This window comes from Actinomadura sp. 9N407, from assembly GCF_044326315.1.
Classification (GTDB): domain Bacteria; phylum Actinomycetota; class Actinomycetes; order Streptosporangiales; family Streptosporangiaceae; genus Spirillospora.
This window is the reverse complement of record NZ_JBIRAW010000008.1, coordinates 33,082-59,264: the sequence shown is the minus strand read 5'-3', so window position 1 is coordinate 59,264 and position 26,183 is coordinate 33,082. Positions and strand designations below refer to the sequence as shown.

Sequence of the window (26,183 nt, the reverse complement as noted above, 5' to 3'; positions counted from 1 at the left end):
ATCAAGAGCTTGAGAGGTAGTTGCTGATCTGGCGGAGCCATCTCGTGTAGGCGGGGCCCATGATGGCGTTGGGTACGAGCCGCGAGATGGCGGGGAAGTACTTGTCGGTGATCTCCGTACCCGCCACTCGGGCGATGAGGGAAGCGCGCTTGGAACGGGCGCGCTCGTAGCGGCGAAGGGCTTCCGGTACGTCTGCGGGCTTGTTCCGCAGAACCTGGACGAGGGCCCATGCGTCCTCCAGGGCCTGGTTGGCGCCTTGGGCCTGGGTCGGGGGCATGGTGTGGGCGGCGTCGCCTGCCAGCGTGATCCGGCCCTTGCCCCATGTACGGGGGATGCGGTGCCCGTAGTGAGGGAAGAACTCGACCTCTTCGTCCTTCACGGCGGTGAGCAGTTCGGGTACGGGAGGAGCCGTCCAGTGGCCGAAGCGGCGGCGTAGCTCCTGGATGGGGGCGGCGGGTTCGACGTCCCCGGGCTTCCAGCGGAAGTCGAACCACCACTGCAGCAGGCCTGCGCCCGCGGGCATCAGCCCGCAGAGGCCCTCGGGTCCTTGGATCATCAGGCCGGTACGGCCTCGGGTGACCTCGGTGTCGACCGGGCTCAGTCCCTGCCAGGTCGTCCAGCCGCTCGGTTCCGTCGGGTCGCCGCCCCACAGATGGGTGCGTACGGCGGAATGGTGTCCGTCGGCGCCCACGAGGACGTCGCCCGTCGCGGCTTCGCCGTCCTCGAACTCCACCCGCACGCCGCCGGGGTCCTGCGTGATCGTGGCAGCGGACCGGCCGAACGACAGGGTGCCTTCGGGGAGTTCCGTGGCGAGCCGTTCGATCAGGCGGCGGCGCGGCAGCGAGATGTTGGGATGGCCGTAGCGCCGCACCGCGTGTCCGACGTGGATGCTCAGCATGACGCGGCCATTGGAGTCGCGCTGTTCCAGGTAGTCGACGCCGGCCCCCAAGTCGTCAAGATCGACGGCCAGTTCCTTCAGGATTCCGGTGCCGTTGCTCCAGAGCGTGAACGCGGCGCCGCTCGTGCGCAGGGTGGGTGCCTTCTCGAACACCTCGACGTCGTGTCCGGCCGCGAGGAGTCCCCGAGCGGCGGCGAGCCCGCCGATTCCCGCACCGATCACCAGGGCTTTCATCCGATCCCTCTTCTCAAGTACGGGAGTAGTACAACTATCGTAGTGACAGCATGATCGTAGTACTACGCGGGGTATAAAATTCGCGGGTGCCGCCACAGAATCTGAAACGCCGCCACGCGCTGGCCGACGCCGCGATCGAGGTCCTCGGCACGCGCGGAGCGCATGGACTCAGCCATCGCGCCGTGGACGAGACGGCGGGCCTGCCTGCGGGAACGGCGTCGAACTACCACCGGAGCCGCGAGGCCCTCTTCACCGCGGCCATGGAGCGGGCGGCCGAGCTGCATCTCGCCGAGATGGAGGCCGCGAACGCGCAGGCCGGCACATCCATCGATCGTTCCCAGCTCATCGAGCTGCTCGGGTACTCGCTCCTGGTGGCGGCCGACCAGCACCGGACGCGCTACCTGGCCGTCTACGAGCTGGCCCTGGAGGCCACCCGCCGTCCGGAACTCCAGAAGGCCTACGCGCAGCTGATGGAGACCTCGGTGCAGTTCACCATCCGGCAGCACCGGCTCCTGGGGCTCGACACCTCGCCGGAGGACGTCCGCACGCTCATCCAGCTGTACGCGAACACATTGTTCGGCCTCCTGACCGGCCCGCCCGAGCACCTGAGCGAGACGAACACCCGTGCACTGGCCCGCGCCATGGTCAACGGAACGCTCGGCTGAAGCCCGGGCCGGTGTCGAAGTGCGTGCACCTCGCCGTCGTCCTTCGGGCAGCGGGTTCCCTGCCGTGGGCGAACCCGTAGCGGATCCGAAGCGGCTCTCTCGAACATGGAGCTCCCGACGAAGAGGAGCCAGCATGTCCGAACTGAACGCCGCCCCCGTGACCGTGATCGGCCTGGGCCCGATGGGCCGGGCGCTGGCCGCCGCCTTCCTGAACGCCGGCCGCCCGACGACGGTCTGGAACCGCACGCCGGGCAAGGACCGGGACCTGATCGGACGAGGCGCCGTCCGCGCCGAGTCACCCGAAGCCGCGGTCGCCGCGAGCCCGTTGATCGTCGTCTGCGTCCTCGACTATGACGCGGTGGACGCCATCGTCCGGCGCGGACCGGTCACCGGCGCGCTGAAGGGCCGCACGGTGGTCAACCTGACCGCCGACACTCCCGATCGGGCCCGCGCGACCGCGGCCTGGGCGGCCGAGCACGGCATCGGCTACCTGGACGGCGCGATCATGACGCCGACCCCGACCATCGGAACGCCGGGCTCGGTTCTCCTGTACAGCGGCCCGGAGGGGCTCTACCAGGAGCACCGGCCGACGCTGGAGGCCCTGGGCGGCACCCAGACGCACCTCGGCGAGGACATCGGCCGGGCCGCCGCGTACGACATCGCCCTGCTCGACATCTTCTGGACCGCCATGGCGGGCTACGCGCACGCCCTGGCCGTGGCCAGGGCGGAAGGCATCACCGCGCAGGAGCTGGCGCCTTTCGCCGGGGGGATCGCGACGATCCTGCCGCCGCTCTTCCAGGAGAGCGCGGCGGACGTGGACAAGGGGAACTACGTCGACGAGATCAACCCCATCACCTCGGCGGCGTCGTCCATGGCCCACATCGTCCACTTGTCCGAGGCCCACGGCATCGACGCGAGTGTGATGCGTGCGGCCGAGGGCCTGGCACGCCGTGTCATCGGCCTCGGCCACGGCACCGACGGCCCGCTCCGGATCACCGAACTCCTCAACCCCCGCTGAGGCCCGCCGTCCGGCCGCCCGGCACCGGCGCGCCAGGGGTGTTGACTCGTGGCGTGTTCGCCTGTAACGACATGGCCAGAGGCGAACACGCCACGAGTCAACGGAAGCGGGCGTCTCGACCAAGCGGGCGCTTGACTCGGGGTGGGGCGGGGCGGCAGCGTGGGAGTGATCTAGGGAGATGCGGATGGCGTTGCTGGACGGGCTTCGGGTGCTGGATCTGACGATGTGGCGGCCGGGTCCGTACGCCACGCAGCTGCTGGCCCAGCAGGGCGCGGACGTGATCAAGGTGGAGCCGCCCGGCGGCGAGCCGATGCGGATGTTCCGGAGCCACTTCGACGTGCTCAACCAGCACAAGCGCAGCGTCGTCCTCAACCTCAAGGACCCGGCCGACCAGGCGCGGTGCCTGGAGCTGGCGAGAGAGGCCGAGGTGTTCGTGGAGGGCTTCCGGCCGGGCGTGGCCGACCGGCTCGGGGTGGGGCACGAGTCCGTGCTGGCGATCAATCCGGGGCTGGTCTACTGCTCGCTGTCGGGGTACGGGGCGCGCGGGCCGCTGTCGGCGGTGCCGGGCCATGACGTCAACTACCGGGCCTATTCGGCGTCGCTGCCGCCCGACGCGGTGTCGCCGGACGCGGACGAGCTGCCGGTGGCGGACATGGCGGCGGCGACGATGGCCGCGTTCGCGATCACCGCGGCATGCCTGAAGTCGCGGGCGACCGGGATCGGGGAATGGATCGACCTGGGGATGGCGGATGTGGTGGCCCATTGGGTCGCCACCGTTCCGGAGGCCCACGGCGCGCGGGAGCGGGTGACCGAGTACCGGCCGGGACCGGTGCCGGGGTACGGGGTGTACCCGACGAAGGACGGGCAGGCAGTCACGGTCGGCGTCGTCTCCGAGCAGCGGCTCTGGGAGGCGACGTGCCGGGCGCTGGGGCTCGAGGAGTTCGCGGACGTCCCGTTCACCGAACGGCGCGCGCGGGTACGCGAGCTGGACGAGGCGATCGCGGCGGCCGTCGCCAGGCTGGAACGGGACGAGGCGCTCGGGCTGCTCGAAGCGGCCGGGGCTCCGGTGGCGCCGCTGCTGAGCCGGGCGGAGATGATGGAGCACCGGCATTTCCGGTACCGGGGCGTGGTCGAGAACGGGACCGTGGGGGTACCCGTGCGTACCGCCGTGCATCCGGCATTGCCGGCCGGGCCCATCGCCGAACTCGACGAGCACCGGGGCCAGGGCTGGGCGGACTGAAAATTCGTCCAGTTTGTCTGACTTCCCTGGCATGCTTGGTTCGTGAGCGTACGTGCGATGCTGGTCGGCCGGACGGCCGAGCTGGAAGATCTCGAGAAGGCGCTCGTCCGCGCACCCGGTGCCGTGCTGGTCGGTGGTGAGGCCGGTCTGGGCAAGACGCGGCTCGTCCGGGAGTTCGGCGCCTCCGTCAGCGCGCCTTCCAGGGTGCTGGTCGGCGGCTGCCTCGAGCTGGGCTCGGACGGGCTGCCGTTCGCCCCGTTCACGACCGTGCTGCGCGGGCTGGTCCGCGACATCGGCATCGACGGCGTCGCGGGGCTGCTGCCCCGGGGTGACACGAGCGGCCTGGCGCGGCTGCTGCCCGAGTTCGGCGAGCCGGAGACCGAGGCGGCCTCCGGGGAGGAGCGCGCGCGGCTGTTCGAGCTGGTGCTGATCCTGCTGGAACGGCTGGCCGAGCAGGGCCCGATCGTGCTGGTCATCGAGGACGCCCACTGGGCGGACCGGTCCACCAGGGACCTGCTGGCCTTCCTCATCCGCAACGCCGACACCGCGCCCCTGCTGATCGTGGTCACGTACCGGACCGACGAGCTGCACCGCGCCCATCCGCTGCGGCCGCTGCTCGCCGAGCTGTCCCGGGTCGACCGGGTGCACCGGCTTGAGCTGGCCAGGCTGTCCCGTACGGACGTCGCGCGCCAGGTGGCCGGGATCCAGGGCACCGAGCCGACGGCAAGATCACTGGAGCAGATCTACGCGCGGAGCGAGGGCAACCCGCTGTTCGTGGAGTTCCTGCTGGAGAGCGACTGCGCCGAACTTCCGGAGTCGCTGCGCGACCTGCTGCTCGCGGGCGTCCAGCGGCTGCCGGACGAGACCCAGGACGTCCTGCGCGACGCCAGCGGCGGCGGCACCCGGATCGAGCACGCGCTGCTGGCGGCCGTGTCGGGGCTCGACGACACCCGGCTGACCCGCGTGCTGCGGCCCGCCGTCGCGGCCAACGTCCTGGTCGTGGACGGTGACGGCTACGCGTTCCGGCACGCGCTGATCCGCGAGGCCATCCACGACGACCTGCTCCCCGGCGAGAACACCCGGCTGCACGCCCGCTACGCCGAGGCGCTGGAGAAGGATCCTGGACTGGTGCCGGCCGGGCGGCTCTGGGTGGAGCTCAGCCACCACTGGAACTCCGCGCACGACGCCACCTGGGCCCTGGTCAGCTCCTGGCGCGCCGCCGGCGAGGCCCGCAAGGCCCTCGCCTACGCCGAGTGCCTCGCGATGCTGTCACGCGTCCTGGAGCTGTGGGAGCGCGTACCGGACGCGGCCGAACGGATCGGTGCCGAGCACGTCGACGTGGTGGAGCAGGCCACCGCCGCCGCCGACGACGCCGGCGAGCTCGACCGCGGCATCAAGCTGGCCACGGCGGCGCTGCGCGCGATCGGGACCGGCGAGGCGGTGAACGAACGGCGCGCCGCCCTGCTCGTACGGCGCGGCCGGATGTACCACCACCTGGCCCGGCCCGGCTTCGTGGAGGACCTCCAGGAAGCGGCCCGCTGCCTGCCGCCCGACCCGCCCACCGAGCTGCGCGCGCGGACGCTGTCGGCGCTGGCGCAGTACGTGCGCCTCACCACCGACATCCCGATGGCCCGGCAGGCGGCGAACGAGTCGCTGGAGATCGCCCGGCGGATCGGCGACGCGACCACGGAGGCCGACGCGCTGAGCACGCTGTTCTGCGTGGACGTCCCGTACGACGGCGGTGACGCGCTGCTGGAGGAGGTGGACGCGGCCGTCCGCAGGTCGGGCAACCACCGGGTGCAGCTCCGCCACGCGGTGATCAAGTCGCACTTCCTGGAGGGCGCCGGGCGGCACGAGGAGGCCGTCGCGGTCGCCCGGCGGGGGATGGAGCAGGCCAAGGAGTTCGGCGTCGCCCGTACCCAGGGCGCGTTCCTCGGCATCAACCTCGTCGAGCCCCTGGTGTCGCTGGGCCGCTGGGACGAGGCGCGCGCCGTCCTGCGCCAGGCGATGGAGCAGGACCCGGTGGTCACCACCCGCACGTCGCTGCTCATCAAGGCCGGGGAGATCGATCTGGCCCGCGGCGACCTGGCCGCCGCCCGGAGCCGGTTCGGCGAGGCGCACGAGACCATGGAGTTCAAGACGCGCTGGGTGAAGACCCAGGACTACTTCGCCACGCTGCGCCTGGAGGCACGGGTCCGGATGGCCGAGGGCCGGCCGGCGGAGGCGCTGCAGGCCGTCGGCGGGGTGGTCGCCACGCCGGGCCTTCCCGACGACGCCCGGTACGCGTGGCCGGTGCTGGTGATCGGCGCCGAGGCGTGCGCCGAACTGGGCGACGCGGCGGTGATCGACGGCGCGCCCGCGTTCCCGCTGATCGAGGAGCGGGCGGCCGGCCTGTCCACCGACAGCCCGTCCCAGGAGGCGCACCGGCTGACCTTCGACGCGTACGCGGCCCGCGTGCGCGGCACCGATGACCTGGCGGCCTGGGACGCCGCCGCCGCCGCCTGGGAAGAGCTGGGACGGCCCTACGACATGGCCGAGTCGCTGCTGCGCGCGGCCGAGAACGCGCTCGCCCGGGGCGACCACGAGACGGCGTCCCAGCGCCTCGACCGCGCCGCCGAGCTCGCCCACTCGCTGGAGGCCCGGCTCCTGTGCGAGGCGATCGAGAGGCTGTCCGCCCGCCTGCGCCGTCCCGCCGGTTCGGTGCCGCTGGGGCTCACGCCCCGCGAGTTCGAGGTGCTGCGGCTGGTGGCCGACGGCCAGAGCAACCGTGACATCGCCGCCACGCTGGTCATCTCCGCCAAGACCGCCAGCGTGCACGTCTCCAACATCCTGGCCAAGCTGGACGTCCACAGCCGCGGCGAAGCGGCCGCGACAGCCCACCGGCTGTCCTTGTTCTAAGGCCTGTCTCAAAGTGGCTCAGCCACCGCGCGAGCGCGTTACCTGGCCGGGGAGGCAAAGCCGAAGGCAAGCCTCACCGGCCAGATCGCGAAGCGATGCCGCGCTCGCCCAAGGCACGGTCACGGAACGAGCCGCCAGGCGAGTGCAGTGGGCCGGGACGTTTAAGACGCGCGAGGGACGCGGGCCACGCAGAGGACGGTCTGGCCGAACGGCGGGCGGACGACGCGCTCGATGAGGCGGGTCGCCGGGATCACGGTCCGGTCGTAGATCTTGACCAGCTTCGGGTCCGGGTAGCCGGCGCCGCCGCGGCGGACGGCCGCCCACCAGGCGATCCCGCCCAGGAAGTTGATCGGCTTGAGCACCTCGGGCAGCAGCCCGGCGGCGCGGACCGAGGCGTTCAGCGTGGCGGGCGTGTAGCGGGTGACGTGCCCGACCTTGCGGTCGAAGTCCCCGTACAGCTGCATGTAGCCGGGCACCCAGATGACGATCCGGCCGCCGGGCTCGGTGACCGAGGCCAGGTCCTTCAGGGCCTGGACGTCGTCCTTGATGTGCTCCAGCACGTTCATCATGACGACGGTGTCGACCTTCTGCCGGATGTCGATCTCGGCGGGAAGCTCCAGGTCGAGGACCTCGACGTCGTCGTTGCCGTCGTACCGCTTGCGCAGCTCGCCCACGCAGTACGGGTCGTTGTCGCTGACGGCGAGGTAGTCGAGCCGCCCGGCGAACTGCTCGGAGAAGTGCCCGAGGCCGGACCCGATCTCCAGCAGCGACCGGCCGACGTGCGGGGCGATCGTCTCGTACTCGTACTTGCGGTAGTTGCGGGCCTCGTCACCACCGAGGTGGTTCTCCAGCGCGCCCTCACCGGCCGCCGGCTGGACGAGGTCGCCGTCCCCGGACGCGGGCGCGGCGGGCGTTGATCGCGGACCGCTCCCGAGAAGGTTCACGAGGGTACCGGTGATGGACTTTTTCTGACCTGGTGACATTACTTCCCGCTCGCTGGGTGCGTTGGGCCGCTCGCCGCCGTTCGGCTCGACGTGCGGCCTGGCGTTCGCCGGACCGGCGGGCCGACACCTCGAAGGGGCCAGGCCGGTCTCGGGCACAAAGTCGCGTCAGTCTACCCACAGCGGCCCGGGCGGCATGCCGCAGGCGCTGTTTTCCACCCCGGAGCGGGCCCGTGTCGACCGAACGGGCCCGTACCGGCCGCCTGGGTCAGCCGCCCGCGCTGCCCGCCCGTGCTAACCGATCGTGCGGTGCACGGTGTCCCGTTCGCTCGGGCCGGGCTCGGCCTCGGCGATCCAGGGCCCGGGGATGGACGGGTCGAGCACGCCCTCCTCCAGCCAGGTGAACTCGCCCGCGAGGACCTGTCCGGCCAGCTTGGAGTCGAGATCGTCGGTGTTGCGCCAGAGCCCGTCGAACAGCTCCTCGACCCGGACCCGGGACTGCCGGCAGAACGCGTCCGCGAGCCGCAGGCCGGACCGTCCCGGAGCCGTCGCCGAGTCCCCGGCCAGCGGCGCGGCGTTCTCGTCGAGGTCGGCCTGGGCCCGGACGCACACGGCGCTCATCGCGTAGAGCTCGGCGCCGATGTCGACCATGCGTCCCAGGAAGCCCTGCTTGTACTCCAGCCGGCCCTGCCAGCGGCCGGCCGCGTAGAACGTCGAGCGCGCGAGCTTGCGCGAGGCCCGCTCCACGTAGCGCAGGTGCCGGGCCAGCGGGCCGAACTCGGGGTACGCGCCGGGCCGCAGCCCCGCGCCGGTCACCAGCGTGGGCAGCCAGCGCGCGTAGAAGCCGCCGGCGCGGGCCGCCGCCTTGACCTTGTCCTCCCTGGACGCCTCGGGGTCGATGATGTCACCGGCCACCGACAGGTGCGCGTCCACCGCCTCGCGGGCGATCAGCAGGTGCATGATCTCGGTGGAGCCCTCGAAGATCCGGTTGATCCGCAGGTCGCGAAGGATCTGCTCGGCCGGTACGCCCCGCTCGCCGCGGGCGGCCAGGGACTCGGCGGTCTCGTAGCCGCGCCCGCCGCGGATCTGGACCAGCTCGTCGGCGACCCGGCAGGCCATCTCCGAGGACCACAGCTTGGCCAGCGCGGCCTCGATCCGGATGTCGTTGCGCTCGTCGTCGGCCAGCTGGCTGGACAGGTCGAGCATCGCCTCCATCGCGTACGAGGTCGCCGCGATGAACGCCACCTTCCGGGAGATCGCCTCGTGCGTGCCGACCGGGCGGCCCCACTGGACCCGCTCCTTGCTCCACTCTCGCGCGATCTTCGTGGCCCACTTGCCGGACGCCGCGCAGATCGCGGGCAGCGAGAGCCGGCCGGTGTTGAGGGTGGTGAGCGCGATCTTCAGCCCGGCGCCCTCGGACCCGATCAGGTTGGCGGCCGGGACGCGGACCTGGTGGAAGCGCGTCACGCCGTTCTCCAGGCCGCGTAGGCCCATGAACGCGTTGCGGTTCTCCACCGTGATGCCCGGCGTGGACATGTCGACCACGAACGCCGAGATGCCGCCCCGGTGCCCCTCCGATTTGGGAACGCGGGCCATCACGACGACCAGGTCGGCGACCACGCCGTTGGTGGTCCACAGCTTGACGCCGTCCAGCACGTACTCGTCGCCGTCCGGTACGGCACTGGCGCGCAGCCGGGCCGGATCGGAGCCCACGTCCGGCTCGGTCAGCAGGAACGCGCTGATCTCGCGGGCGCAGCGCGGCAGCCAGGTCTCCTTCTGCTCGGCGGTGCCGAACAGCTTGATCGGCTGCGGTACGCCGATCGACTGGTGCGCCGACAGCAGCGCGCCGAGCGCGGGATTCACCGATCCGATGATCATCAGCGCCCGGCCGTAATGCAGCTGGCCGAGGCCGAGCCCGCCGTACCGCTTCGGGATCTTCATCCCGAGCGCGCCGATCTCCCGCAGTTCCTGGACGACGCCGTCCGGAATGCGCGCGGTCCGCTCGATCTCGGCGGGATCGATCTTTGTGGCGCACAATTCCCTGAGCCGCTCCAGGAACTCCTCGCCGGTACGCCGGGACTCCTCGTCGGGACGCGGATGGGGATGGACGAGATCGAGGCGGAAGTCGCCCAGGAAGAGCTGCTTGCCGAAGCTCGGCAGGCGCCATTCGGCGTCCCTGGCCTCCTCGGCGACCTTGCGGGCGGTGCGCTCGTCCACGCCCCCGCTCTGGGGGCTTTCGGCGGTTTTACGGCTCGGCTCGGTCATGCCGGCTCCTCGACGCGAAGTTCGACGCGGGTGCGGGTCAATCGCGAAGTTACTCCCCGGTCGCCCGCTTGAGCAGACCCAACCGGAACCATCATTGCGATCTTGCCGGACTTTCGGCCGCCCTTTGCGACCGCGGAGCGTTCCATAACGCCGGGACGGGGATCGACTTTCCCGATTCCGGGTTACGGCGGCACGGAAAATGATCCAATAAGGGCAGTATCGCCAAAGGCCTTGACCGCACGAGGCCAGAGGGGTTCGCTGTGCGTGATGGATGAGACACGGAAACCGACTCTCATCGCCTCGGTGCAGCGCGCGCTGCGACTCATGGAGGCGGTGGCCTCGCACCCGGGCGGCGCCCCGGCCAAGCAGCTCGCCCGCGAGGCCCGCCTGCCGCTCGCGACCACGTACCACCTGCTGCGCACGCTGGCGCACGAAGGCTACGCGACGCGCCTGTCGGACGGGCTGTGGGTGCTGGGCGACCGCGTCCAGTCGCTGAACGGCCAGGGCCGCACCCAGCAGGTGCTGGCCCGCGTCCGGCCCACCCTGGTCGCGCTGCGCGACGAGATGGGCGCGGCGGCCTACTTCGCCATGCAGGTCGACGACGAGATCCAGATCGTGGACGTGGCCGACGGCCCGCGCGCCCCCCGAGTCGACCTGTGGGTGGGCTTCGCCGACGCCGCGCACGCCACCGCGATCGGCAAGTGCGTGCTCGGCCAGCTCGACGAGGACCGCAGGCGCGACTACCTGGCCCGGCATCCCATGGTCGATCTGACCCCGCACACCCTCACCGACCCCCGGCAGCTGCTCGCCCTGCTGCGGGCACCCGGCGACGTCTCGCTCGACCGCGAGGAGTACGCGATCGGCACCGGCTGCGCGGCGGTCCCGGTCACCGATGCCACCGGCTCGGTCGTGGGCGCCCTGGCGGTCTCCGTACGGGCCGGCCGGCTACCCAAGATCGAAGCGTCCATCGGCCGCATGCACGCCACCGCCGCCCGCATCCAGCGCACCCTCAGCCTCACGATGGCCTGACCCGCTTCACCGCGCCGCCCGCTCCACCACGCAACGGCCTGGGGAGGCGTCTAGCGGCCCTTGAAGTCCGGGGTACGGCGTTCCAGGAACGCGGTGATGCCCTCCTTGGCGTCCTCGGTCGCGGCCAGCTCCACCAGTTCGCCGAGCAGGTGCTCCACCTGGTCCTCCAGCGGACGGCCCTCGATCGCGAAGAACGCCTCGCGGCCCTTGCGCAGCCCGATCGGGCTCTTGGCGGCGATCGTGCGGGCGAGATCGTCCACCCGGGCGTCCAGCTCGGCGCGCGGCACGACCTCGGTGACCAGGCCGATCTCCCGGCCCTCGGCGGCGCTGATCTTCTGGCCGGTGTAGTAGAGCTTGAACGCCTGCTTGGGCGGCACGTTCCGGTTGATGATCGCCATGATCATCATGGGCCAGAGCCCCACGTTCACCTCGGGCGTGCCCAGCGTGACGTCATCGGCGGCGATCACCAGGTCGCACGCCGCCGCCAGCCCCAGCCCGCCCGCCACCGCGTGCCCGGCCAGCCGGGCGATGATCGGCTTGCCGAGCTTGGGAAACGCGGTGAACAGCCTGTACGGGGCGCTGGCGCGGATCGCGTCCGGATCGGCGACCGATCCGCCCGCCGCCTGCGTCGCGCCCAGGCCCCCGAGATCGGCCCCGGCGCAGAAGGCCCGGTCGCCCGCCCCGGTGAGCACGATGACCCGTACGGCCTCGTCGGCGCCCGCCCGGTCGAACGCGGCCAGCAGCTCGCCGATCATCTGGTCGCTGAGCGCGTTGCGCGCCTCCGGGCGGTTCAGCGTGATGCGCGCGATCCCCTCGGACGCCTCGTACAGGATCGTCTCGTCCATCACGACTCCTCAGCGCACACACGCGACATGAACGGAAGCGAACGGCGGGAGGCGAGATCTCCCGTCCGCCGGCCATCGTACGGGTGGGAGATCGTACGGGCGGGATGGGCCGTACCGTTCAGGGGCCCTGGTGGGGGTGGTAGCGGACGAGCGGGGCCAGCTCAGGCGCGAAGCGGGCGATGATCCCTCGGACGCGCGACTCGGCGAGCGGGCCGAGGGCGTCGTACAGCTCGGCGAAGACCTCGTAGGCGCGGGCGCGCGGCCAGTCGGCCGGCAGCAGTTCGGCGGGCAGTTCAGGGTCCAGGCTGGGGAAGTACAGCCAGGAGTACATGAGTTCGGTGCGGACCGGCAGCGCCTCGTCCTCGCGCAGCGCCCCTCCCCGTACGCGCTCCAGCATCGCCTCCCATGTGGTCACGAACTCGTCGTAGCGCGCCCTGAGCCTGGCGAGGTCCCATGCCTCGATCGGGGCGAGGCCCTGCGGGCTGCTTGGCGGCACCTGCGCGGTCATGCTGGTGTACTGCCGTACCCCCAGCGAGGCGAGGGCGCCGACCGCCTCCGCCTCCCGGTCGTGGGGGCAGATCCAGACCCCGTCGTACAGGGGGGCGAAGCCGAGCCACCGCAGCCGTCCGCGGGCGGCGTGCCGGACGTCGCGCCGCTCTTCGGGTACGGAGAAGATCACTACGCGCCAGGTCCCGTCCCACGGGCGGGAGGCGGTCGCGAACGACGTGATGCGCCGCATGCCCTGGTCGAGCGCCGCCGCGGCCGAGGGCTGCGTCGACAGCCGGTAGTGGGTCCGGCGGCCCGTTCTGGACGATTCCAGTACGCCCCTGCGGGTCAGCCGGCTCAGGGCCGCGCGGGCGGCGAACGGCGAGATGCCGAACTCCTCCAGCAGCGCGACGAGGGCGGCCGACGGCACGTGCTCGGTCCGTCCGTGCCAGTAGTCCCCGAGCAGGGTCATGAGCAGGTTCTGCGGCTGGGAGCCGCTCTGCGTCCTCGGGAGGCTGACCTGCCCTTGGACGTCCTCCTGGACACTCCCCCGGCCGTCGCCCGTACCGGCGCCCGCCGCTTCTGGGCTCGTCATGGCGGCCATTTTACGGTCCCGCCGCACGCCGCCCGGGCCGATGTGGGCGGTCACAAGTTCCGCGGACCGGCGTTGCCGAATTTCGCCAGTCCGGCGGCCGAGCCGTTGCCGGTCCCCTCGTCCGGTGACATGTTGACCATCGACCGGCAGATTACTGTCACCTGTCACTCCCCCACCCGCATCCCTGCCGGTCCCCACCTCCAGGGAGGCCCCACCATGAGACTCAGCCGGACCATCCGGCGGGCGATCACCGCGAGCCTCGCGTTCGTCCTGGCCGGCGCGATCCTGCAGGCGCCGGCCGCCCCCGCCTACGCGGCGCCAGGGGGTACCGGCCCCTACCCCGCCGACTACGAGACGACCTTCCGGCTCCGCAACCACACCATCTACCGGCCCGAGACCCTGCCGTCCGGCATCAAGATGCCGATCGTCGCCTGGGGCAACGGCGCCTGCCGCGCCGACGGCACCTGGTTCGAGAACATCCTCAAGGAGTTCGCCTCCCACGGCATCCTGGTCATCGCCAACGGCAGGCCCGGCGGCTCCGGCAGTACGAACGCCGGCATGCTCACCGACGCCATCGACTGGGCGATCGCCGAGAACACCCGGACGTTCAGCAAGTACCGCGGCAAGATCGACACAACCAAGATCGCGGTGATGGGCCAGTCCTGCGGCGGCCTGGAGGCGTACGAGGCCTCCGCCGACCCGCGGATCACCACCACGGGCATCTTCAACAGCGGGATGCTCGACGACTCCGACAACCCCCAACTCGCCCGGCTGCACGCCCCGATCGTCTACATCGCCGGCGGGCCCTCCGACATCGCGTACGAGAACGCCAGGGACGACTGGAACCGGCTGCCCGCCCGCCTGCCGGCCTTCATGGGCAACCTCGACGTCGGGCACTTCGGCACGTTCAGCGAGCCCAACGGCGGCGAGTTCGGCCGGGTCGGGTCCGCCTGGCTGAAGTGGCGGCTCAAGGGAGACCTCACCGCCAAGAGCCTGTTCGTCGGGCCTGACTGCGGCCTGTGCGACACCGAGTGGGACGTGATGCAGAAGAACCTGAGCTGAGAATCCTGAGCCCGGAGATCTGAGCCCAGAAAGCTGAGCACAGAAAGCTGGGCCGGGAAACGGAACGGCGGGCGGGGACCGATGTCCCCGCCCGCCGTGCCGCGTTACAAGCCCTGCTCGTTGCAGACTCTGCTCGTTACAGGCCCTGCTCGTACCTGCCCTGCTCGTTACAGACCGTGCGCCCTACGGATCAGATGCGCTCGATGATGGTGGCGTTGGCCTGGCCGCCGCCCTCGCACATCGTCTGCAGGCCGTACCGGCCGCCGGTGCGCTCCAGCTCGTGCAGCAGCTTGGTCATCAGCACGCCGCCGGTGGCGCCCAGCGGGTGGCCCAGCGCGATCGCGCCACCGTTGGGGTTGGTCTTCTCCAGCGAGGCACCGGTGTCCTTGGCCCACGCCATCGGCACCGGGGCGAACGCCTCGTTCACCTCGAAGACGTCGATCTCGTCGATCTTCAGCCCGCTCTTGGCCAGCGCCTTCTCGGTGGCGGGGATCGGGCCGGTCAGCATGTAGACCGGGTCCGAGCCGCACACCGCGAGGGTGTGGATCCGCGCGCGGGGGGTGAGGTTGTGCTGCTTGACGGCCTCCTCGGAGGCGATCAGCAGCGCGGAGGAGCCGACCGAGATCTGCGAGGCGACCGCGGCGGTGAGGGCCCAGCCCTCGCGCAGCGGCTTGAGCCCGGCCATCTTCTCCATCGTGGTGTCGGGGCGCGCGCCCTCGTCCCGGGCCAGACCGGCCAGCGGCGCGATCTCCCGGTCGAAGTGGCCGGCCTCGATGGCCTTGGCCGCGCGCCGGTGGCTCTCGAGCGCGAACTCCTCCATGTCCGTACGGGACAGGCCCCACTTCTCGGCCATCAGCTGGGCGCCGCGGAACTGCGACACCTCCTGCTTGCCGTACCGCTCGCCCCAGCCCTCGCCGTACGGGAAGGGCATCCCCTTCTCCAGCGCCATGGCGACCGAGGAGCCCATCGGCACCATCGCCATCTGCTCGACGCCGGCCGCCACGACCAGGTCCTGGGTGCCCGAGAGGACGCCCTGGGCGGCGAAGTGGACCGCCTGCTGCGAGGAACCGCACTGCCGGTCGATGGTCACGCCGGGCACGTTGTCCGGCAGGCCCGCCGACAGCCACGCGGTACGCGCGATGTCGAGCGACTGGGGGCCGACCTGCATGACGCAGCCCATGATGACGTCCTCGACCGCGGACGGGTCCACCCCGGTGCGGTTGACGAGTTCCTTGAGCACATGCGCCCCGAGGTCAGCGGGGTGTACGTCCTTGAGGGCACCCTTCTTGGTGCCGACGGGGGTACGGACCGCGCCGACGATGTACGCCTCGGCCACTACGCCTCCAAAGTGTGGGGTTGGTTCCGTCCCGAAACCGAGTGTGATTCGGTTAGTCAGTATGAGATTACATCCCCACCGGCGCAACGCCATATGACCTCGGTCTCGAATGACCGTGATCGACGGCGCGTGCCACCGCCCGCGCTCAACCGGGCGGCCGGACCAGTTCGGTGTCGGCGTCGTGCCCCATCGACTCGGTGGCCAGCTTGGACAGCAGCTCGGCCAGCTCCGGATGCTCCTCAGGCTCCCAGCCGTCGAGATGGCGGGCCAGACCGGCGCGCCGTGCCTTCACCAGCCGCGCGGCCACGTCCTGGCCGGACTCGGTGGCGATGACCTCGCCGTCCAGCCGCACGGCGTACCCCTCCTGGACGAGCCGGTCCACGTACGGCCTGCCCCACTCGACCGGGACGCCCGCGCGTTCGGCGAGCTCCTCGCTCCCGACCCGCCCCTCGCGGGCGATCCGGCACAGCGCCCACATGCTGCCGGCGGGCAGGTCCACCCGCGCCAGCTCGCCGAGCCGCGCGTACAGCTCCGTGGCCTTGGGGTCCTTGCGCATCAGCTCGCTCAGCGCCCGCTCGATCTCGTGCTGGGACGAACGGAACGTGGGAGCGGCCCCGAACCCCTCCCCGTAGTCGCGGGTGTGCGAGGTCGCCCGCAGCGGTACCTCGCGCAGGAACCACGTCAGGACGACGCCGACCGCGACGATCGGTACCGCCCAGAAGAACACCGACTGGATCGACTCCGCGTACGCGTGGATGACGTCCCCGCGGACCTGCGGCGGCAGCCGGTCCATGGCGGCCGGATCACCCTGCACCGCGGCCGGATCGAACCCCGGCGGGAGCTGGGTGTCCCGCATCAGGTTCTCCATGTTGTGCGCCAGCCGGTTACTGAAGATCGATCCGAACACGGCCACCCCGAACGAGCCGCCGATCTGCCGGAAGAACGTCACCCCGGACGTGGCCGACCCGAGATCCTCGTACGCCATCGCGTTCTGCACGGCGATGACCAGCACCTGCATCACCAGGCCGAGCCCGAAGCCCAGCAGCGCGAACCGCAGGCTGGTGGACAGCGTCGAGGTGGTCTCGTCCATCCGCGAGCACCACCACAGCGCCACCGCGATGATCGGCGTGCCCAGCATCGGGTAGAGCTTGTAGCGCCCGGTACGGCTGATCAGCTGGCCGGAGCCGATCGAGGAGACCAGCATCCCGGCCATCATCGGCAGCAGATGCACCCCCGACATCGTCGGGGTGACGCCGTTCACCACCTGCAGGAAGATCGGCAGGAAGGTCAGCGCGCCGAACATCGCGAACCCGACCACGAAGCTGATCGCCGAACCCAGCGTGAACGTCGGGTGGGCGAACAGCCGGGGCGGCATCACCGGCTCGGCCGCGCGCCGTTCCACGATGATCCAGGCCACGATCAGCACCACGGCGCCGACCCCGAGCCCGATGATCTGCGGCGAGACCCAGTCGTACGACGTCCCGCCCCAGGTGGTCAGCAGGACGAGCGCGACCGCCCAGCCCACGATGAGCAGGATTCCGGCGTAGTCGATCCGGTGCTTCTCCCGCGTGGACGGCGCGTGCAGTACCGCGGCGATCGCCAGCAGCGCGAGCACGCCCACCGGCAGGTTGATGTAGAAGACCCAGCGCCACGTCAGGTTGTCGACGAACCACCCGCCGAGCAGCGGCCCCACCACGCTGGAGACACCGAAGACCGCACCGAACAGCCCCTGGTAGCGGCCCCGCTCCCGGGGCGGGACGACGTCCCCCACGATGGCGACGACCAGCACCATGAGCCCGCCGCCGCCGAGCCCCTGCAACGCCCGGAACGCGATCAGCTGGTTCATGTCCTGCGAGAGCCCGCACAGCGCCGACCCGATCAGGAAGATGACGATCGACGTCTGGAACAGCCGCTTGCGCCCGTACTGGTCGCCCAGCTTGCCCCACAGCGGCGTGGACGCCGTCGCGGCGAGCAGGTACGCGGTGACGACCCAGGACAGATGGTTGAGCCCGCCCAACTCTCCCACGATCGTCGGCAGCGCCGTGGACACGATCGTCTGGTCCAGCGCCGCCAGCAGCATCGCCAGCATGAGCGCGCCCAGGATCACGTACAGGTCCCGGCCCTCGGGCATCGACGGCGACTCCGCCGGTGCCGCCGTCCCCTCCACGCTCATGTCGACCCCCCAGCCCCTCAGGTACGGGGGTTCTCTACCCACAGCGGGTCGTAGATCACCGTGTTATCCCGCCCGGGGTCCGGGGTGGGCTCGGCGTCAGCCGATGATGTCCTTGGTGACCTTGGTGGCGCCGATGGCGGCGACGCCGCCGGCCAGGGCCACGGCTCCGGCGGCCCGCCACAGCGGCAGGGTCTTGCGGGAGCGCAGGCCGCTCACGGTGTCGAGGGAGTCGACGACCAGGCCGAGCCGGGCCCACAGCGGGCGGTCGGATTCCTTGCTCAACAGGTAGCCGGCGCCCAGCGCGATCTCGCGGGCGGCGAACATCCGGGTGAGCAGGTCACGGCCGCCGTCGGTCTCCTTGCCCGAGCCCATCAGGCGGGCGGTGAGTCCGGGGGCGGCGAACGCCGTGACGCCGAGGGCGATCCTGCCCCGCGCCACCTGCACCATGAGATCGTCCACCTGGTCGCGCTTTTGGTCTTCCTTCGCATCTGCCACGTCCGTGAGGTTATCCCTGTACCGCACGGAACTCGACCTTTGGGGTAACCCTCGCCTTACCCGGAGCTTGCCGGCTTCGCCGGGGAGGCATGGATCCGCCGTCGCGGCGTAGGCTTTCGGAGGCGGCACGTCCCCCGAACGAAGGTGGCCATGGAAGGCATCCTCGCCCTCATCGTCGTCGCACTGCTGGCCTCGTTCTGCGTGCGCTGGGCGGCCGTGCGGATGCGGCTGCCGATGCCCGGCCGGGTCTCGGTGCTCGTGGTGTTCGTGCTCGTGGTGCTCGCCCTCTGGGGGCAGTCCCTGGAATGAGCGTCCGGGGCCGGTACGGCGTTTTCTCCCTTTCGGGACGAACAAACGGTCCCGGCGGTGAGTCATAAGGAGCGAGACGGCTTCGAAACCCCCGCTCGACGCCCCCGGACGGCCCGATGTCACCCCGACAGTGCGGCCGCACGTGCCCGGCGGCGCGAGCGTACCCCGCACCACGAAGCCGACCGGAGCCGAGGGAGACCAGACGTGCCGCATCCGGCCACGATCGCCCAGGAGCCCGGCGCTCCGCTCGCACCGCATCTCCGGCGCCTCCTGGACTTCACCGAACCGTCTCCCGACGACGTCTGCCTGGACGTCGCGCGCGGGCGCGGTCCGATGCCGGACGCGCTCGGTCCCCAGGTCCGCCACGTCACCGCCGTCGACGCGCTGCCGCGGCGCTCCGGACGCGGCGCCGACGGCCGGACGGACACCGTGACGTTCGGTACGGGACCGGTCCGGATCGCCAGCGACGCGAGCATGACCCGGGCCACCGGGGCGCGAACGGGCCGCGGCCCCGACACCCTGCCGGACGGGCAGCGGATGAACGGCGCGACCCGCGACGACATCAGGATCCGCAAGCGCGGGACGCCCGATCCGGTCCGGGTCCGCGCCGACGCGACCGCGCTGCCGTACCGTGACGGCAGCTTCACCCTGGTCACCGCACGGTTCTCGCTCTTCACGCTGGGGAATCCGGAACACGTGCTGCGCGAGCTGCTGCGGGTCTGCCGGCCCGGCGGGCGGCTGATCATCGCCGATCTGGTGCGGGGCAACCTGGCGCAGCCGGACCGGGACCGGATCGAGCGGCTCCGCGATCCCGACCACCCCGGTACGCCGTCGATCGCGGCGGTGACCGAGCTCATCACGTCCGCAGGGGCGAGCATCCGCCGGCTGGACGTCTTCACCGTCGAACGCCCGCTGGAGCCGTGGCTGGCCGGGGCCCGCGATCCGGACGCCGCCGACCGGATCCGGACGGCGCTGCTGGACGAGGTGGACGGCGGCCCCCGTACCGGCGCGAAACCCCGCGTCATCGGCGGTGAGCTGTGGTTCACCCAGTCCTGGGCGCATGTCGCCGCCGAGCCCATCTGAGTCCTCGGGGCTAGTGCCTGTCTCAAAGTGGCCTCAGCCACCGCGCGAGCGCGCTACCTGGCCGGAGAGGCAAAGCCGACGGCGAGCCTCACCGGCCAGATCGCGAAGCGATGCCGCGCTCGCACAAGGCACGGTCACGGAACGAGCCGCCAGGCGAGTGCAGTGGGCCGGGACTCCGGTCAGGAAAGGGGGAGCTCGAACCAGACGGCCTTGCCGTCGGCGATGGGACGGGCGCCCCAGCGGCTGGCGAGCTGGTCGACCAGGTAGAGGCCGCGGCCGCCCTCGTCGGTCTCGCCCGCGCTGCGGATCCGGGGCAGCCGCATGTCGGAGTCGAAGACCTCGACCCAGATCGCGTCGGCGCCGCGCCGCAGCCGCAGCCGGAACTCCTTGGTCGACGGCTCCCGCCGGCCCAGGTCGGCGCCCAGGTTCCAGTCGTCCTCGTCGAACGCGCCGGCCCCGAAGCCGGGCGCGGAGGGATCGCCCGCGAAGCCGCCGACGCCGAAATCACCCGTGCCGAAATCGGCGCCGAGATCGCCGGGCAGGTCGCCGGTGTTGAACTGCACCAGCGGCGGCCCGTCCAGGACCAGCTCGCGGCGCGGGACGGGCGTCACGGTGGCGTGCAGCACCACGTTGGTGACCACCTCGGACACCAGCAGGCAGGCCAGCTCGGCCTGCTCGTCGTGCATCCCCCAGGAGGCGAACGCGTCGGCGGCCATCCGGCGGGCCTCCGACACCATGATCGGCTCGGCCGGGAAGGTGCGCTCCTCGACCCCGAGCTCCTCGCCGGAGGTACGGATCACCACGATCGCCACGTCGTCGTTGATGTCGCCGGGGACCGCCTCGTACGCGGCGTTGGCGATGCTCTCCACGTCGCGGCGGGCCACCGCCTCGATCGCCGTGCGGACCAGCTCGCGGGACTCCTCGCGGGTGTGGTACTCGCCGTTCTCCTTGGGCCGCCGGTCGATCAGGCCGTCGGTGTAAAGGACCAGCGTGGCGCCCGGCTTCAGCTCGGCGGTCTCCTCGGAGAAGAAGATCTCGCCGCCCATCCCCGGGGCACGCACCCCGAGCATCGCGCCCTCGCTCTCGAACGGCAGCTCGCTCACCGCGCCGTCGACGATCAGCAGCGGCGGATCGTGCCCGGCGTTGGCGAACTCCAGCACCCGCGACCACGCGTCGTACACAAAGTACGTGCACGAGACCAGCGGCGGGCGGACCAGGTCGTCGCTGTTCCAGCCGGACCGCATCCGCTCCGGGCGGGTCATCGTACGGACCCACTCGTCGAGCTTGCGCAGGATGTCGGCGGGCGGCTTGTCGTCCTGGGCGAACGCGCGCAGCGCGGCCCGCAGCTGGCCCATCACGGCGGCGGCGCGGGCACCGCGGCCCTCCACGTCGCCGATCACCAGCCCGACCCGGCCGGCCGACAGCGGGATCACGTCGTACCAGTCGCCGCCCACCTGGGTCTGGATGCCGTGCCCGTGCGACTCCAGCGGCCGGGCCGGCTCGTACCGCCAGGCGATCTGCAGGCCGTCCAGCTTGGGCGGCCGCTCGCCGGGCAGCAGGTGCTTCTGGAACGCCAGCGCGGTCTCGCGCTCCTCCTCGAAGAGCAGCGCGTTGTCGACGGCCAGCGCCACCCGGCTGGCGATCGCGCCCAGCAGGTCGCGGTCGAAGCCGTCGTAGTGGGGGTCGGCCCGCCGGCTGAGGTTGGACAGCGCCATGCTCATCACGCCGAGCAGCTCGCCGCGTACCAGCAGCGGAGCCGAGATCACCGAGGTGATGCCCATCTCGTCGCCCAGCCGCTTGCTGGAGTCGCTCGGCGCGTCGAACCGGTGCTGGACCATGTCCTCGACGAGCACCGCGTCACGGCGGCTCATCGCCTTGGCGCTGAAGTGGCCTTCGGGGTACGTCACCGGCTCGCCGACCGCGGCCCAGGTGCCGGGCGGGGGCTCCCAGCCGCCGGCGTGCCGCGACACCCGGCGGTGGAGCCGGTCGCCGCTGTAGAGGTCGATGAAGCAGTGGTCGGCGAACTGCGGTACCAGCGTGTCGGCCACCCGCCGCAGCGTGGTCTCCAGCTCGAGGGAGCCGCCGAGCCGCTCGCCGATCCGTTCCAGCAGGCCGTAGCGGTCCTGCTCGCGCTGGTTGCTGCGGAGCGCCTCGCGGGCGAAGATCACGACGCCGTCGACGGCGCCGGAGGGATGCCGCAGCGGGACGGCGTGGGCCCGGGTGTAGACCGTGCTGCCGTCGGCGCGCAGGTTGCAGAAGGTGCCCTCCCACACGTTGCCCTTGAGCACGTGCCGGGCCAGCTCGGTGGCCTGCTCGTGGTCCTCCTCGGCGATACCGAGGGACAGCACCGAGTGGCCGATGATCTCGCCGCCGAAGCCGAACAACTGCCGCGCGAAGGAGTTGCCGTAGATGACGTTGCTGAACCGGTCGCAGACGATGACCGCCATCTCCATCTGGTTCAGCACGGTCTCGGGCGGCAGGCGTGCGTCGAGCGGCGACTCCCCCCATCGCTTCATGTGCCCACCCTGCTCACCGAAGCCACCCGGTCGATCCCGATGCCTTCGCGCGCGGCATCGCGAATGCCGCGCGCGTCTCCTTCGTATTGAACGACGAACTCCCCGCCGGGATACGTGAGATCGGGGTCACGGTGTGGAGATCTTCGGAAAAGACCGGGACGCCGAGCGCTGTGACACCGAACACCGGGGCTCTGAACACGGAGACTCTGAACACGGAGACTCTGAACACTGAGACTCTGAACACTGAGGCGCCGAACACTGGGACGCCGCGGGAAGCACCGCCCGCCGGCCGGCCATCGGCCGCCGGCGGGGCGTCGTCTCCCGCGGCCGGGTCATCGCCTGCTGACGAACACGTGCTCGGCGATGTCGCGTGGAAGCTCGCTCGCCGGCCCGCCGTCCTCGTCGTCACACGTCACCCGCACCCCGTCGTCGCTCTCCCGGAGGGTCACCTCCCGCCCCGGTTGTATCCCGATCTGCTTGAGTCTAAGCATCAGGACGCTGTCACCCTGGACCTGCTCGCTGATCCGCCGGACCACCGCCTGGGCGCCGCCCGCCGTCGCCACGGCGGTCATCACCGACACCGGCGCGGCCTGCGACTCCTCGGCGTGCCCGCCCAGCTCGTCCAGGCCCGGGATCGGATTGCCGTGCGGGCAGGTGGTCGGGTTGTCGAGCAGAGCGACCAGGCGCCGCTCGACCTCCTCCGACATCACGTGCTCCCACCGGCAGGCCTCGATGTGGACGTCCTCCCAGGGCAGGCCGATCACGTTCACCAGGAGGCACTCCGCCAGCCGGTGCTTGCGCATCACCCGGGTGGCGAGCCCGCGTCCGTCGTCGGTCAGCTCGAGGTGCCGGTCACCTTCGACGCGCAGCAGCCCGTCACGTTCCATCCGGGCCACCGTCTGACTCACCGTCGGCCCGCTCTGCGAGAGCCGCTCGGCGATGCGCGCACGGAGGGGAATGATCCCCTCCTCTTCGAGCTCGAAGACCGTCCGGAGGTACATCTCCGTGGTATCGATCAAGCCGTGTGAGGTCACAGCTCCCTCCAGTCCTGTGGCCTTGAGTCTACTTCGCTCCACCTCATCAGGGGGGCTCGCGCGCATTTCCCTGGCATGGTGGTCCCGGGTACGGGTACGGAGGAACGCACGATGACCTCCAATTCTTCCCAAGACGCCGCTCCGTTCCTGCCTGATGACCCGGCGTCACGGACGGACCTCGAGGCACTGCGGCGGGCGGCGGCCGGCTGCCGGGGTTGCACGCTGTACGAGAACGCCACCCAGACGGTCTTCGGCGGCGGCGCCCCGCACGCCCGGGTCGTCTTCGTGGGCGAGCAGCCCGGTGATCAGGAGGACCGCAAGGGCGAGCCGTTCGTCGGCCCGGCCGGGCGCCTGCTCGACAAGGCCCTGGAAGAGGCCGGGATCGAACGCGGCGACGTCTACATCACCAACGCGGTGAAGCACTTCAAGTTCAAGCACCAGGAGAGTGGCGGCAAGCGCCGGATCCACGAGGCGCCGAACGTCCGAGAGATGCGCGCCTGCCGTCCCTGGCTGCTGGCGGAGCTGCGCGCTCTGGAGCCGGACGTGGTCGTCGCGCTGGGCGCGACGGCCGGCAAGGCCCTTCTGGGCTCCTCGTTCCGGGTGACCAAGCAGCGCGGCGAACTGTTCCCGCTCCCCGACCTCGACCTCATCGGCACCCCCGCCGCCGCGAACGCCTCCGAGGACGCCTCCGCGAACGCCAGTGCCGGTCGCCAGAGGGCCGAGATGTGCCTGCTGGCGACCATCCATCCCTCGGCCGTCCTGCGCTCCGACGACCGCGACACCATGTACGAGGGCCTGGTCAACGACCTGAGAATCGCCGCCACAGCCCTAGGCTGACCGCCCGCCTCTCCCGTTGACTCGTGGCGTGTTCGCCTTTTCACGGCCGCCGAAGGGCGAACACGCCACGAGTCAACGCGGCGGGAGGGGCGCTACGTGTCGTGGTCTTTGGCTTGTTCCGGTTTCTTTTGTGGTGTCTTGTCGTCTGGGGACTGCAGGGCCGTTCTCGTGTCGTACTTCATGAGTGCCGGGACGCATAGGCCGACGATCACCACCAGTACGGCGCAGGCGAGGCCGCCGCCTACCCAGGAGACCGATGCGCCCGCGACGGCGGCGGTGGTTCCGGCTCGTACGTCGCCCAGGCGGGGGCCGCCCGCGACCACGACGACGAAGACGCCCTGGAGCCGGCCGCGCATCTCGTCCGGTGCGTACGTCTGCAGCATGGTCTGCCGGAAGACCGACGACACCAGGTCGGCCGCCCCGCCGACCGCCAGTAGGAGGAGTACCAGCCACAGTTCCCGCGCCAGACCGGCGGCGGCCACGGCGAGGCCCCAGACGGCGATGGCGCCGACGAGAGCGGCGCCCTGCCGGTGCACCCGGCCGATCCAGCCCGACATCAGGCCGCCCGCGAACGCGCCGAACGCCATCGCCGCGAACAGCCAGCCGACCGCGCCCTCGCCGCCGAAGCGGGTGTCGGCGACCTCGGGGAACAGCGCGCGGGGCATCGCGACGCCCATCGCGATGATGTCGACCACGAACGACATCAGCAGGACGGGCTGCGTCCACAGGTAGCGCAGGCCCTCGATCACCGAGCGCAGCCCGGGCGAGCCGGTGATCTCTCCCAGCGGCGGGATCGGCGGCAGCCGCAGCGCCGCGTACAGGCCCACGGTGAACAGGACGGCGTCCAGCGCGTACGCCGCCGAGTAGTTCCAGCGGGCCAGGATGACGCCCGCGAACAGCGGGCCGGCCAGCATGCCGACCGTGCTGGCGGTGAAGTTGAGCGTGTTGGCCGCCGGGACGAGGGAGCGGTCGAGCAGCCGGGGAATGATCGCGGCCCGGGTCGGCGAGGCCACCGCGAAGCCGGACGCCTGGACCGCCACCACCGCCATGATCAGCCAGAGGTTCTCCACGCCGAGCAGTGCCTGCAGGAGGAGGAGCAGCGTGGAGACCCAGGTGACGCAGGACGACAGGAACAGCAGTCGGCGCCGGTCCATGTGGTCGGCCACTGCGCCGCCCCACAGCCCGAAGACGATCAGCGGGACGAGGTTGACGAAGCCCAGCACCCCGACCCAGAGCGACGACCGCGTCATGTCGTACACCTGGACGGGGACCGCCACGGCGGTGACCTGGAAGCCGACGAACGAGACGCCCTGGCCGAGCCAGAGCCGCCGGAACGGTCCATGCCGCAGCGGCCGGACGTCGATCGCGGCCCGCCTGATCCAGTTCACGGGCTGAACCCCATCACGGGCTGAACACCATCATGGGGAGAGTCTGTCGATCCGCCACGCCGTGCCGCCTTCGGGGGTGTCCTCCGGTACGCGCCGGTAGCAGAGCCGGTCGTGCAGGCGGTTGGGACGGCCCTGCCAGAACTCGACCGTCTCGGGCACCACCCGGAAGCCGCCCCAGAAGTCCGGCAGCGGTACGACGTCGTCGTCCCGTACGGCGGCCCCGCCAGGAGCCGTGGCGTCGTCGGGAGCGGTGGCCGGATCCGGCCACCGGTGGGCCAGCTCCGCCCAGCGGGCCTCCAGCTCCTCCCGGCCGGAGATCACGCCGGACTGGTGCTCGCTGGCCCAGGCGCCCAGCCGCGACCCGTACGGGCGGGTCCGGAAGTACGCCGCCGCCTGCTCCCGGGAGACCGGCTCGACCGGGCCGGCGACGATCACCTGCCGGTGCATCGAGTGCCAGGGGAAGAGCAGCGACGCCCGGGGGTTCTCGGCGAGGTCCCGTCCCTTCCGTGAGGTCAGGTTGGTGAAGAAGCGGAAGCCGTCCTGGCCGTACCCCTTGAGCAGGACGGTCCGCACGCTCGGTACGGCCTGCGCCGAGGCCGTCGCGAGCACCATCGCGTTCGGCTCGGCCAGCGCGGCGAGCGCGGCCGCGTCGGCGAACCAGGCGGCGAAAAGATCGAGCGGATCGGCCGGGAGCGTGGTCTCGGCCAGCTCACCGCCCTCGTAGGTGCGCCGGAGCCCGGCGGGGTCCGGAGTCGGATTCTCCACGGCGAACGAGCCTCTCACCTGGGGTTTGTGCATCTCGCAGGGACCTGGGTACTCATCGGTAGGAGCGACAA

The 26,183-nt window shown here is 71.4% G+C and carries 21 protein-coding genes; 9 read left to right on the top strand and 12 right to left on the bottom strand.

Going from position 1 to position 26,183, the window contains the following annotated elements; all coding sequences use genetic code 11:
• Window position 1: 1 nt before the first annotated feature.
• Complete coding sequence (locus tag ACH34Q_RS14530; RefSeq protein ID WP_395983419.1) at window positions 2-1,132, bottom strand: FAD-dependent oxidoreductase; 1,131 nt, start codon at window positions 1,130-1,132, stop codon at window positions 2-4.
• Window positions 1,133-1,218: 86 nt separating this feature from the next.
• On the opposite strand from ACH34Q_RS14530, the gene ACH34Q_RS14525 reads away from it, so the two are divergent.
• From ACH34Q_RS14525 to ACH34Q_RS14510, 4 genes are all read left to right on the top strand, one after another.
• Window positions 1,219-1,797: a TetR/AcrR family transcriptional regulator gene (locus ACH34Q_RS14525; RefSeq protein WP_395983418.1), complete on the top strand. Its 579-nt coding sequence runs from the start codon at window positions 1,219-1,221 to the stop codon at window positions 1,795-1,797.
• A 133-nt stretch (window positions 1,798-1,930) separates the two neighbouring features.
• Window positions 1,931-2,815, top strand: a complete 885-nt coding sequence (locus ACH34Q_RS14520; RefSeq protein WP_395983417.1) for an NAD(P)-dependent oxidoreductase — start codon at window positions 1,931-1,933, stop codon at window positions 2,813-2,815.
• 184 nt (window positions 2,816-2,999) lie between these two features.
• Entirely contained in the window at window positions 3,000-4,055 is a 1,056-nt protein-coding gene (locus ACH34Q_RS14515) for a CaiB/BaiF CoA transferase family protein (RefSeq protein WP_395983416.1), read from the top strand.
• A gap of 42 nt (window positions 4,056-4,097) precedes the next feature.
• Window positions 4,098-6,953, top strand: a complete 2,856-nt coding sequence (locus ACH34Q_RS14510) for an AAA family ATPase (protein WP_395983415.1) — start codon at window positions 4,098-4,100, stop codon at window positions 6,951-6,953.
• A 161-nt stretch (window positions 6,954-7,114) separates the two neighbouring features.
• Here the strand turns inward: ACH34Q_RS14510 and ACH34Q_RS14505 are convergent, their stop codons facing one another.
• Window positions 7,115-7,897, bottom strand: a complete 783-nt coding sequence (locus tag ACH34Q_RS14505) for a class I SAM-dependent methyltransferase (protein WP_395983414.1) — start codon at window positions 7,895-7,897, stop codon at window positions 7,115-7,117.
• Between the two features lie 291 nt (window positions 7,898-8,188).
• Window positions 8,189-10,159 carry an acyl-CoA dehydrogenase family protein gene (locus ACH34Q_RS14500; protein ID WP_395983413.1) on the bottom strand — a complete coding sequence of 657 codons (1,971 nt, stop codon included), beginning with the start codon at window positions 10,157-10,159 and terminating at the stop codon, window positions 8,189-8,191.
• A 267-nt stretch (window positions 10,160-10,426) separates the two neighbouring features.
• Here ACH34Q_RS14500 and ACH34Q_RS14495 point away from each other — a divergent pair, with 267 nt between their 5' ends.
• The gene (locus ACH34Q_RS14495) at window positions 10,427-11,188 is read left to right on the top strand and encodes an IclR family transcriptional regulator (RefSeq protein WP_395983412.1); all 762 of its coding nucleotides are present in this window, start codon (window positions 10,427-10,429) and stop codon (window positions 11,186-11,188) included.
• A gap of 50 nt (window positions 11,189-11,238) precedes the next feature.
• On the opposite strand, the gene ACH34Q_RS14490 is transcribed toward ACH34Q_RS14495, so the two are convergent.
• Window positions 11,239-12,033 carry an enoyl-CoA hydratase/isomerase family protein gene (locus ACH34Q_RS14490; protein WP_395983411.1) on the bottom strand — a complete coding sequence of 265 codons (795 nt, stop codon included), beginning with the start codon at window positions 12,031-12,033 and terminating at the stop codon, window positions 11,239-11,241.
• A gap of 118 nt (window positions 12,034-12,151) precedes the next feature.
• Window positions 12,152-13,114, bottom strand: coding sequence for a PaaX family transcriptional regulator C-terminal domain-containing protein (locus tag ACH34Q_RS14485; RefSeq protein WP_395983410.1), 963 nt, complete (start codon window positions 13,112-13,114; stop codon window positions 12,152-12,154).
• 216 nt (window positions 13,115-13,330) lie between these two features.
• On the opposite strand from ACH34Q_RS14485, the gene ACH34Q_RS14480 reads away from it, so the two are divergent.
• The gene (locus ACH34Q_RS14480) at window positions 13,331-14,176 is read left to right on the top strand and encodes an alpha/beta hydrolase (RefSeq protein ID WP_395983409.1); all 846 of its coding nucleotides are present in this window, start codon (window positions 13,331-13,333) and stop codon (window positions 14,174-14,176) included.
• Window positions 14,177-14,366: 190 nt separating this feature from the next.
• On the opposite strand, the gene ACH34Q_RS14475 is transcribed toward ACH34Q_RS14480, so the two are convergent.
• The 3 genes from ACH34Q_RS14475 to ACH34Q_RS14465 all read right to left on the bottom strand — a co-directional run bounded on the left by ACH34Q_RS14475 (window position 14,367) and on the right by ACH34Q_RS14465 (window position 18,180).
• Complete coding sequence (locus ACH34Q_RS14475) at window positions 14,367-15,512, bottom strand: acetyl-CoA C-acetyltransferase (protein WP_395983408.1); 1,146 nt, start codon at window positions 15,510-15,512, stop codon at window positions 14,367-14,369.
• 145 nt (window positions 15,513-15,657) lie between these two features.
• Complete coding sequence (locus ACH34Q_RS14470) at window positions 15,658-17,685, bottom strand: MFS transporter (RefSeq protein ID WP_395983407.1); 2,028 nt, start codon at window positions 17,683-17,685, stop codon at window positions 15,658-15,660.
• A 96-nt stretch (window positions 17,686-17,781) separates the two neighbouring features.
• Window positions 17,782-18,180, bottom strand: coding sequence for a hypothetical protein (locus tag ACH34Q_RS14465; RefSeq protein ID WP_395983406.1), 399 nt, complete (start codon window positions 18,178-18,180; stop codon window positions 17,782-17,784).
• Window positions 18,181-18,330: 150 nt separating this feature from the next.
• Here ACH34Q_RS14465 and ACH34Q_RS14460 point away from each other — a divergent pair, with 150 nt between their 5' ends.
• Both ACH34Q_RS14460 and ACH34Q_RS14455 read left to right on the top strand, forming a co-directional pair.
• Window positions 18,331-18,489 (top strand): hypothetical protein, encoded by a 159-nt coding sequence (locus ACH34Q_RS14460; RefSeq protein WP_395983405.1) that lies wholly within the window; start codon window positions 18,331-18,333, stop codon window positions 18,487-18,489.
• A 204-nt stretch (window positions 18,490-18,693) separates the two neighbouring features.
• A complete protein-coding gene (locus ACH34Q_RS14455) occupies window positions 18,694-19,572 on the top strand; it encodes a class I SAM-dependent methyltransferase (RefSeq protein ID WP_395983404.1) in 879 nt (292 codons plus the stop codon).
• Between the two features lie 179 nt (window positions 19,573-19,751).
• Here ACH34Q_RS14455 and ACH34Q_RS14450 read toward each other — a convergent pair whose 3' ends face one another.
• Window positions 19,752-22,088: a SpoIIE family protein phosphatase gene (locus tag ACH34Q_RS14450; RefSeq protein ID WP_395983403.1), complete on the bottom strand. Its 2,337-nt coding sequence runs from the start codon at window positions 22,086-22,088 to the stop codon at window positions 19,752-19,754.
• Between the two features lie 332 nt (window positions 22,089-22,420).
• Window positions 22,421-23,122, bottom strand: a complete 702-nt coding sequence (locus tag ACH34Q_RS14445; RefSeq protein WP_395983402.1) for a metal-dependent transcriptional regulator — start codon at window positions 23,120-23,122, stop codon at window positions 22,421-22,423.
• Window positions 23,123-23,167: 45 nt separating this feature from the next.
• On the opposite strand from ACH34Q_RS14445, the gene ACH34Q_RS14440 reads away from it, so the two are divergent.
• Complete coding sequence (locus ACH34Q_RS14440; RefSeq protein WP_395983704.1) at window positions 23,168-23,959, top strand: UdgX family uracil-DNA binding protein; 792 nt, start codon at window positions 23,168-23,170, stop codon at window positions 23,957-23,959.
• Between the two features lie 92 nt (window positions 23,960-24,051).
• Here ACH34Q_RS14440 and ACH34Q_RS14435 read toward each other — a convergent pair whose 3' ends face one another.
• Both ACH34Q_RS14435 and pdxH read right to left on the bottom strand, forming a co-directional pair.
• On the bottom strand, window positions 24,052-25,347 hold the full coding sequence (locus ACH34Q_RS14435; protein ID WP_395983401.1) for an MFS transporter: 1,296 nt from the start codon (window positions 25,345-25,347) through the stop codon (window positions 24,052-24,054).
• Between the two features lie 30 nt (window positions 25,348-25,377).
• Window positions 25,378-26,145, bottom strand: coding sequence for a pyridoxamine 5'-phosphate oxidase (pdxH, locus tag ACH34Q_RS14430; RefSeq protein ID WP_395983400.1), 768 nt, complete (start codon window positions 26,143-26,145; stop codon window positions 25,378-25,380).
• Window positions 26,146-26,183: the final 38 nt, after the last annotated feature.

What these genes read in the sequence shown, in the direction of transcription:
- ACH34Q_RS14470 (WP_395983407.1), bottom strand. Translation starts at nt 17,685, where the DNA reads ATGAGCGTGGAGGGGACGGCGGCACCGGCGGAGTCGCCGTCGATGCCC.
- ACH34Q_RS14460 (WP_395983405.1), top strand. Translation starts at nt 18,331, where the DNA reads ATGGAAGGCATCCTCGCCCTCATCGTCGTCGCACTGCTGGCCTCGTTC.
- ACH34Q_RS14480 (WP_395983409.1), top strand. Translation starts at nt 13,331, where the DNA reads ATGAGACTCAGCCGGACCATCCGGCGGGCGATCACCGCGAGCCTCGCG.
- pdxH (WP_395983400.1), bottom strand. Translation starts at nt 26,145, where the DNA reads ATGCACAAACCCCAGGTGAGAGGCTCGTTCGCCGTGGAGAATCCGACT.
- ACH34Q_RS14515 (WP_395983416.1), top strand. Translation starts at nt 3,000, where the DNA reads ATGGCGTTGCTGGACGGGCTTCGGGTGCTGGATCTGACGATGTGGCGG.
- ACH34Q_RS14530 (WP_395983419.1), bottom strand. Translation starts at nt 1,132, where the DNA reads ATGAAAGCCCTGGTGATCGGTGCGGGAATCGGCGGGCTCGCCGCCGCT.
- ACH34Q_RS14495 (WP_395983412.1), top strand. Translation starts at nt 10,427, where the DNA reads ATGGATGAGACACGGAAACCGACTCTCATCGCCTCGGTGCAGCGCGCG.
- ACH34Q_RS14485 (WP_395983410.1), bottom strand. Translation starts at nt 13,114, where the DNA reads ATGACGAGCCCAGAAGCGGCGGGCGCCGGTACGGGCGACGGCCGGGGG.
- ACH34Q_RS14520 (WP_395983417.1), top strand. Translation starts at nt 1,931, where the DNA reads ATGTCCGAACTGAACGCCGCCCCCGTGACCGTGATCGGCCTGGGCCCG.
- ACH34Q_RS14500 (WP_395983413.1), bottom strand. Translation starts at nt 10,159, where the DNA reads ATGACCGAGCCGAGCCGTAAAACCGCCGAAAGCCCCCAGAGCGGGGGC.
- ACH34Q_RS14490 (WP_395983411.1), bottom strand. Translation starts at nt 12,033, where the DNA reads ATGGACGAGACGATCCTGTACGAGGCGTCCGAGGGGATCGCGCGCATC.
- ACH34Q_RS14450 (WP_395983403.1), bottom strand. Translation starts at nt 22,088, where the DNA reads ATGAAGCGATGGGGGGAGTCGCCGCTCGACGCACGCCTGCCGCCCGAG.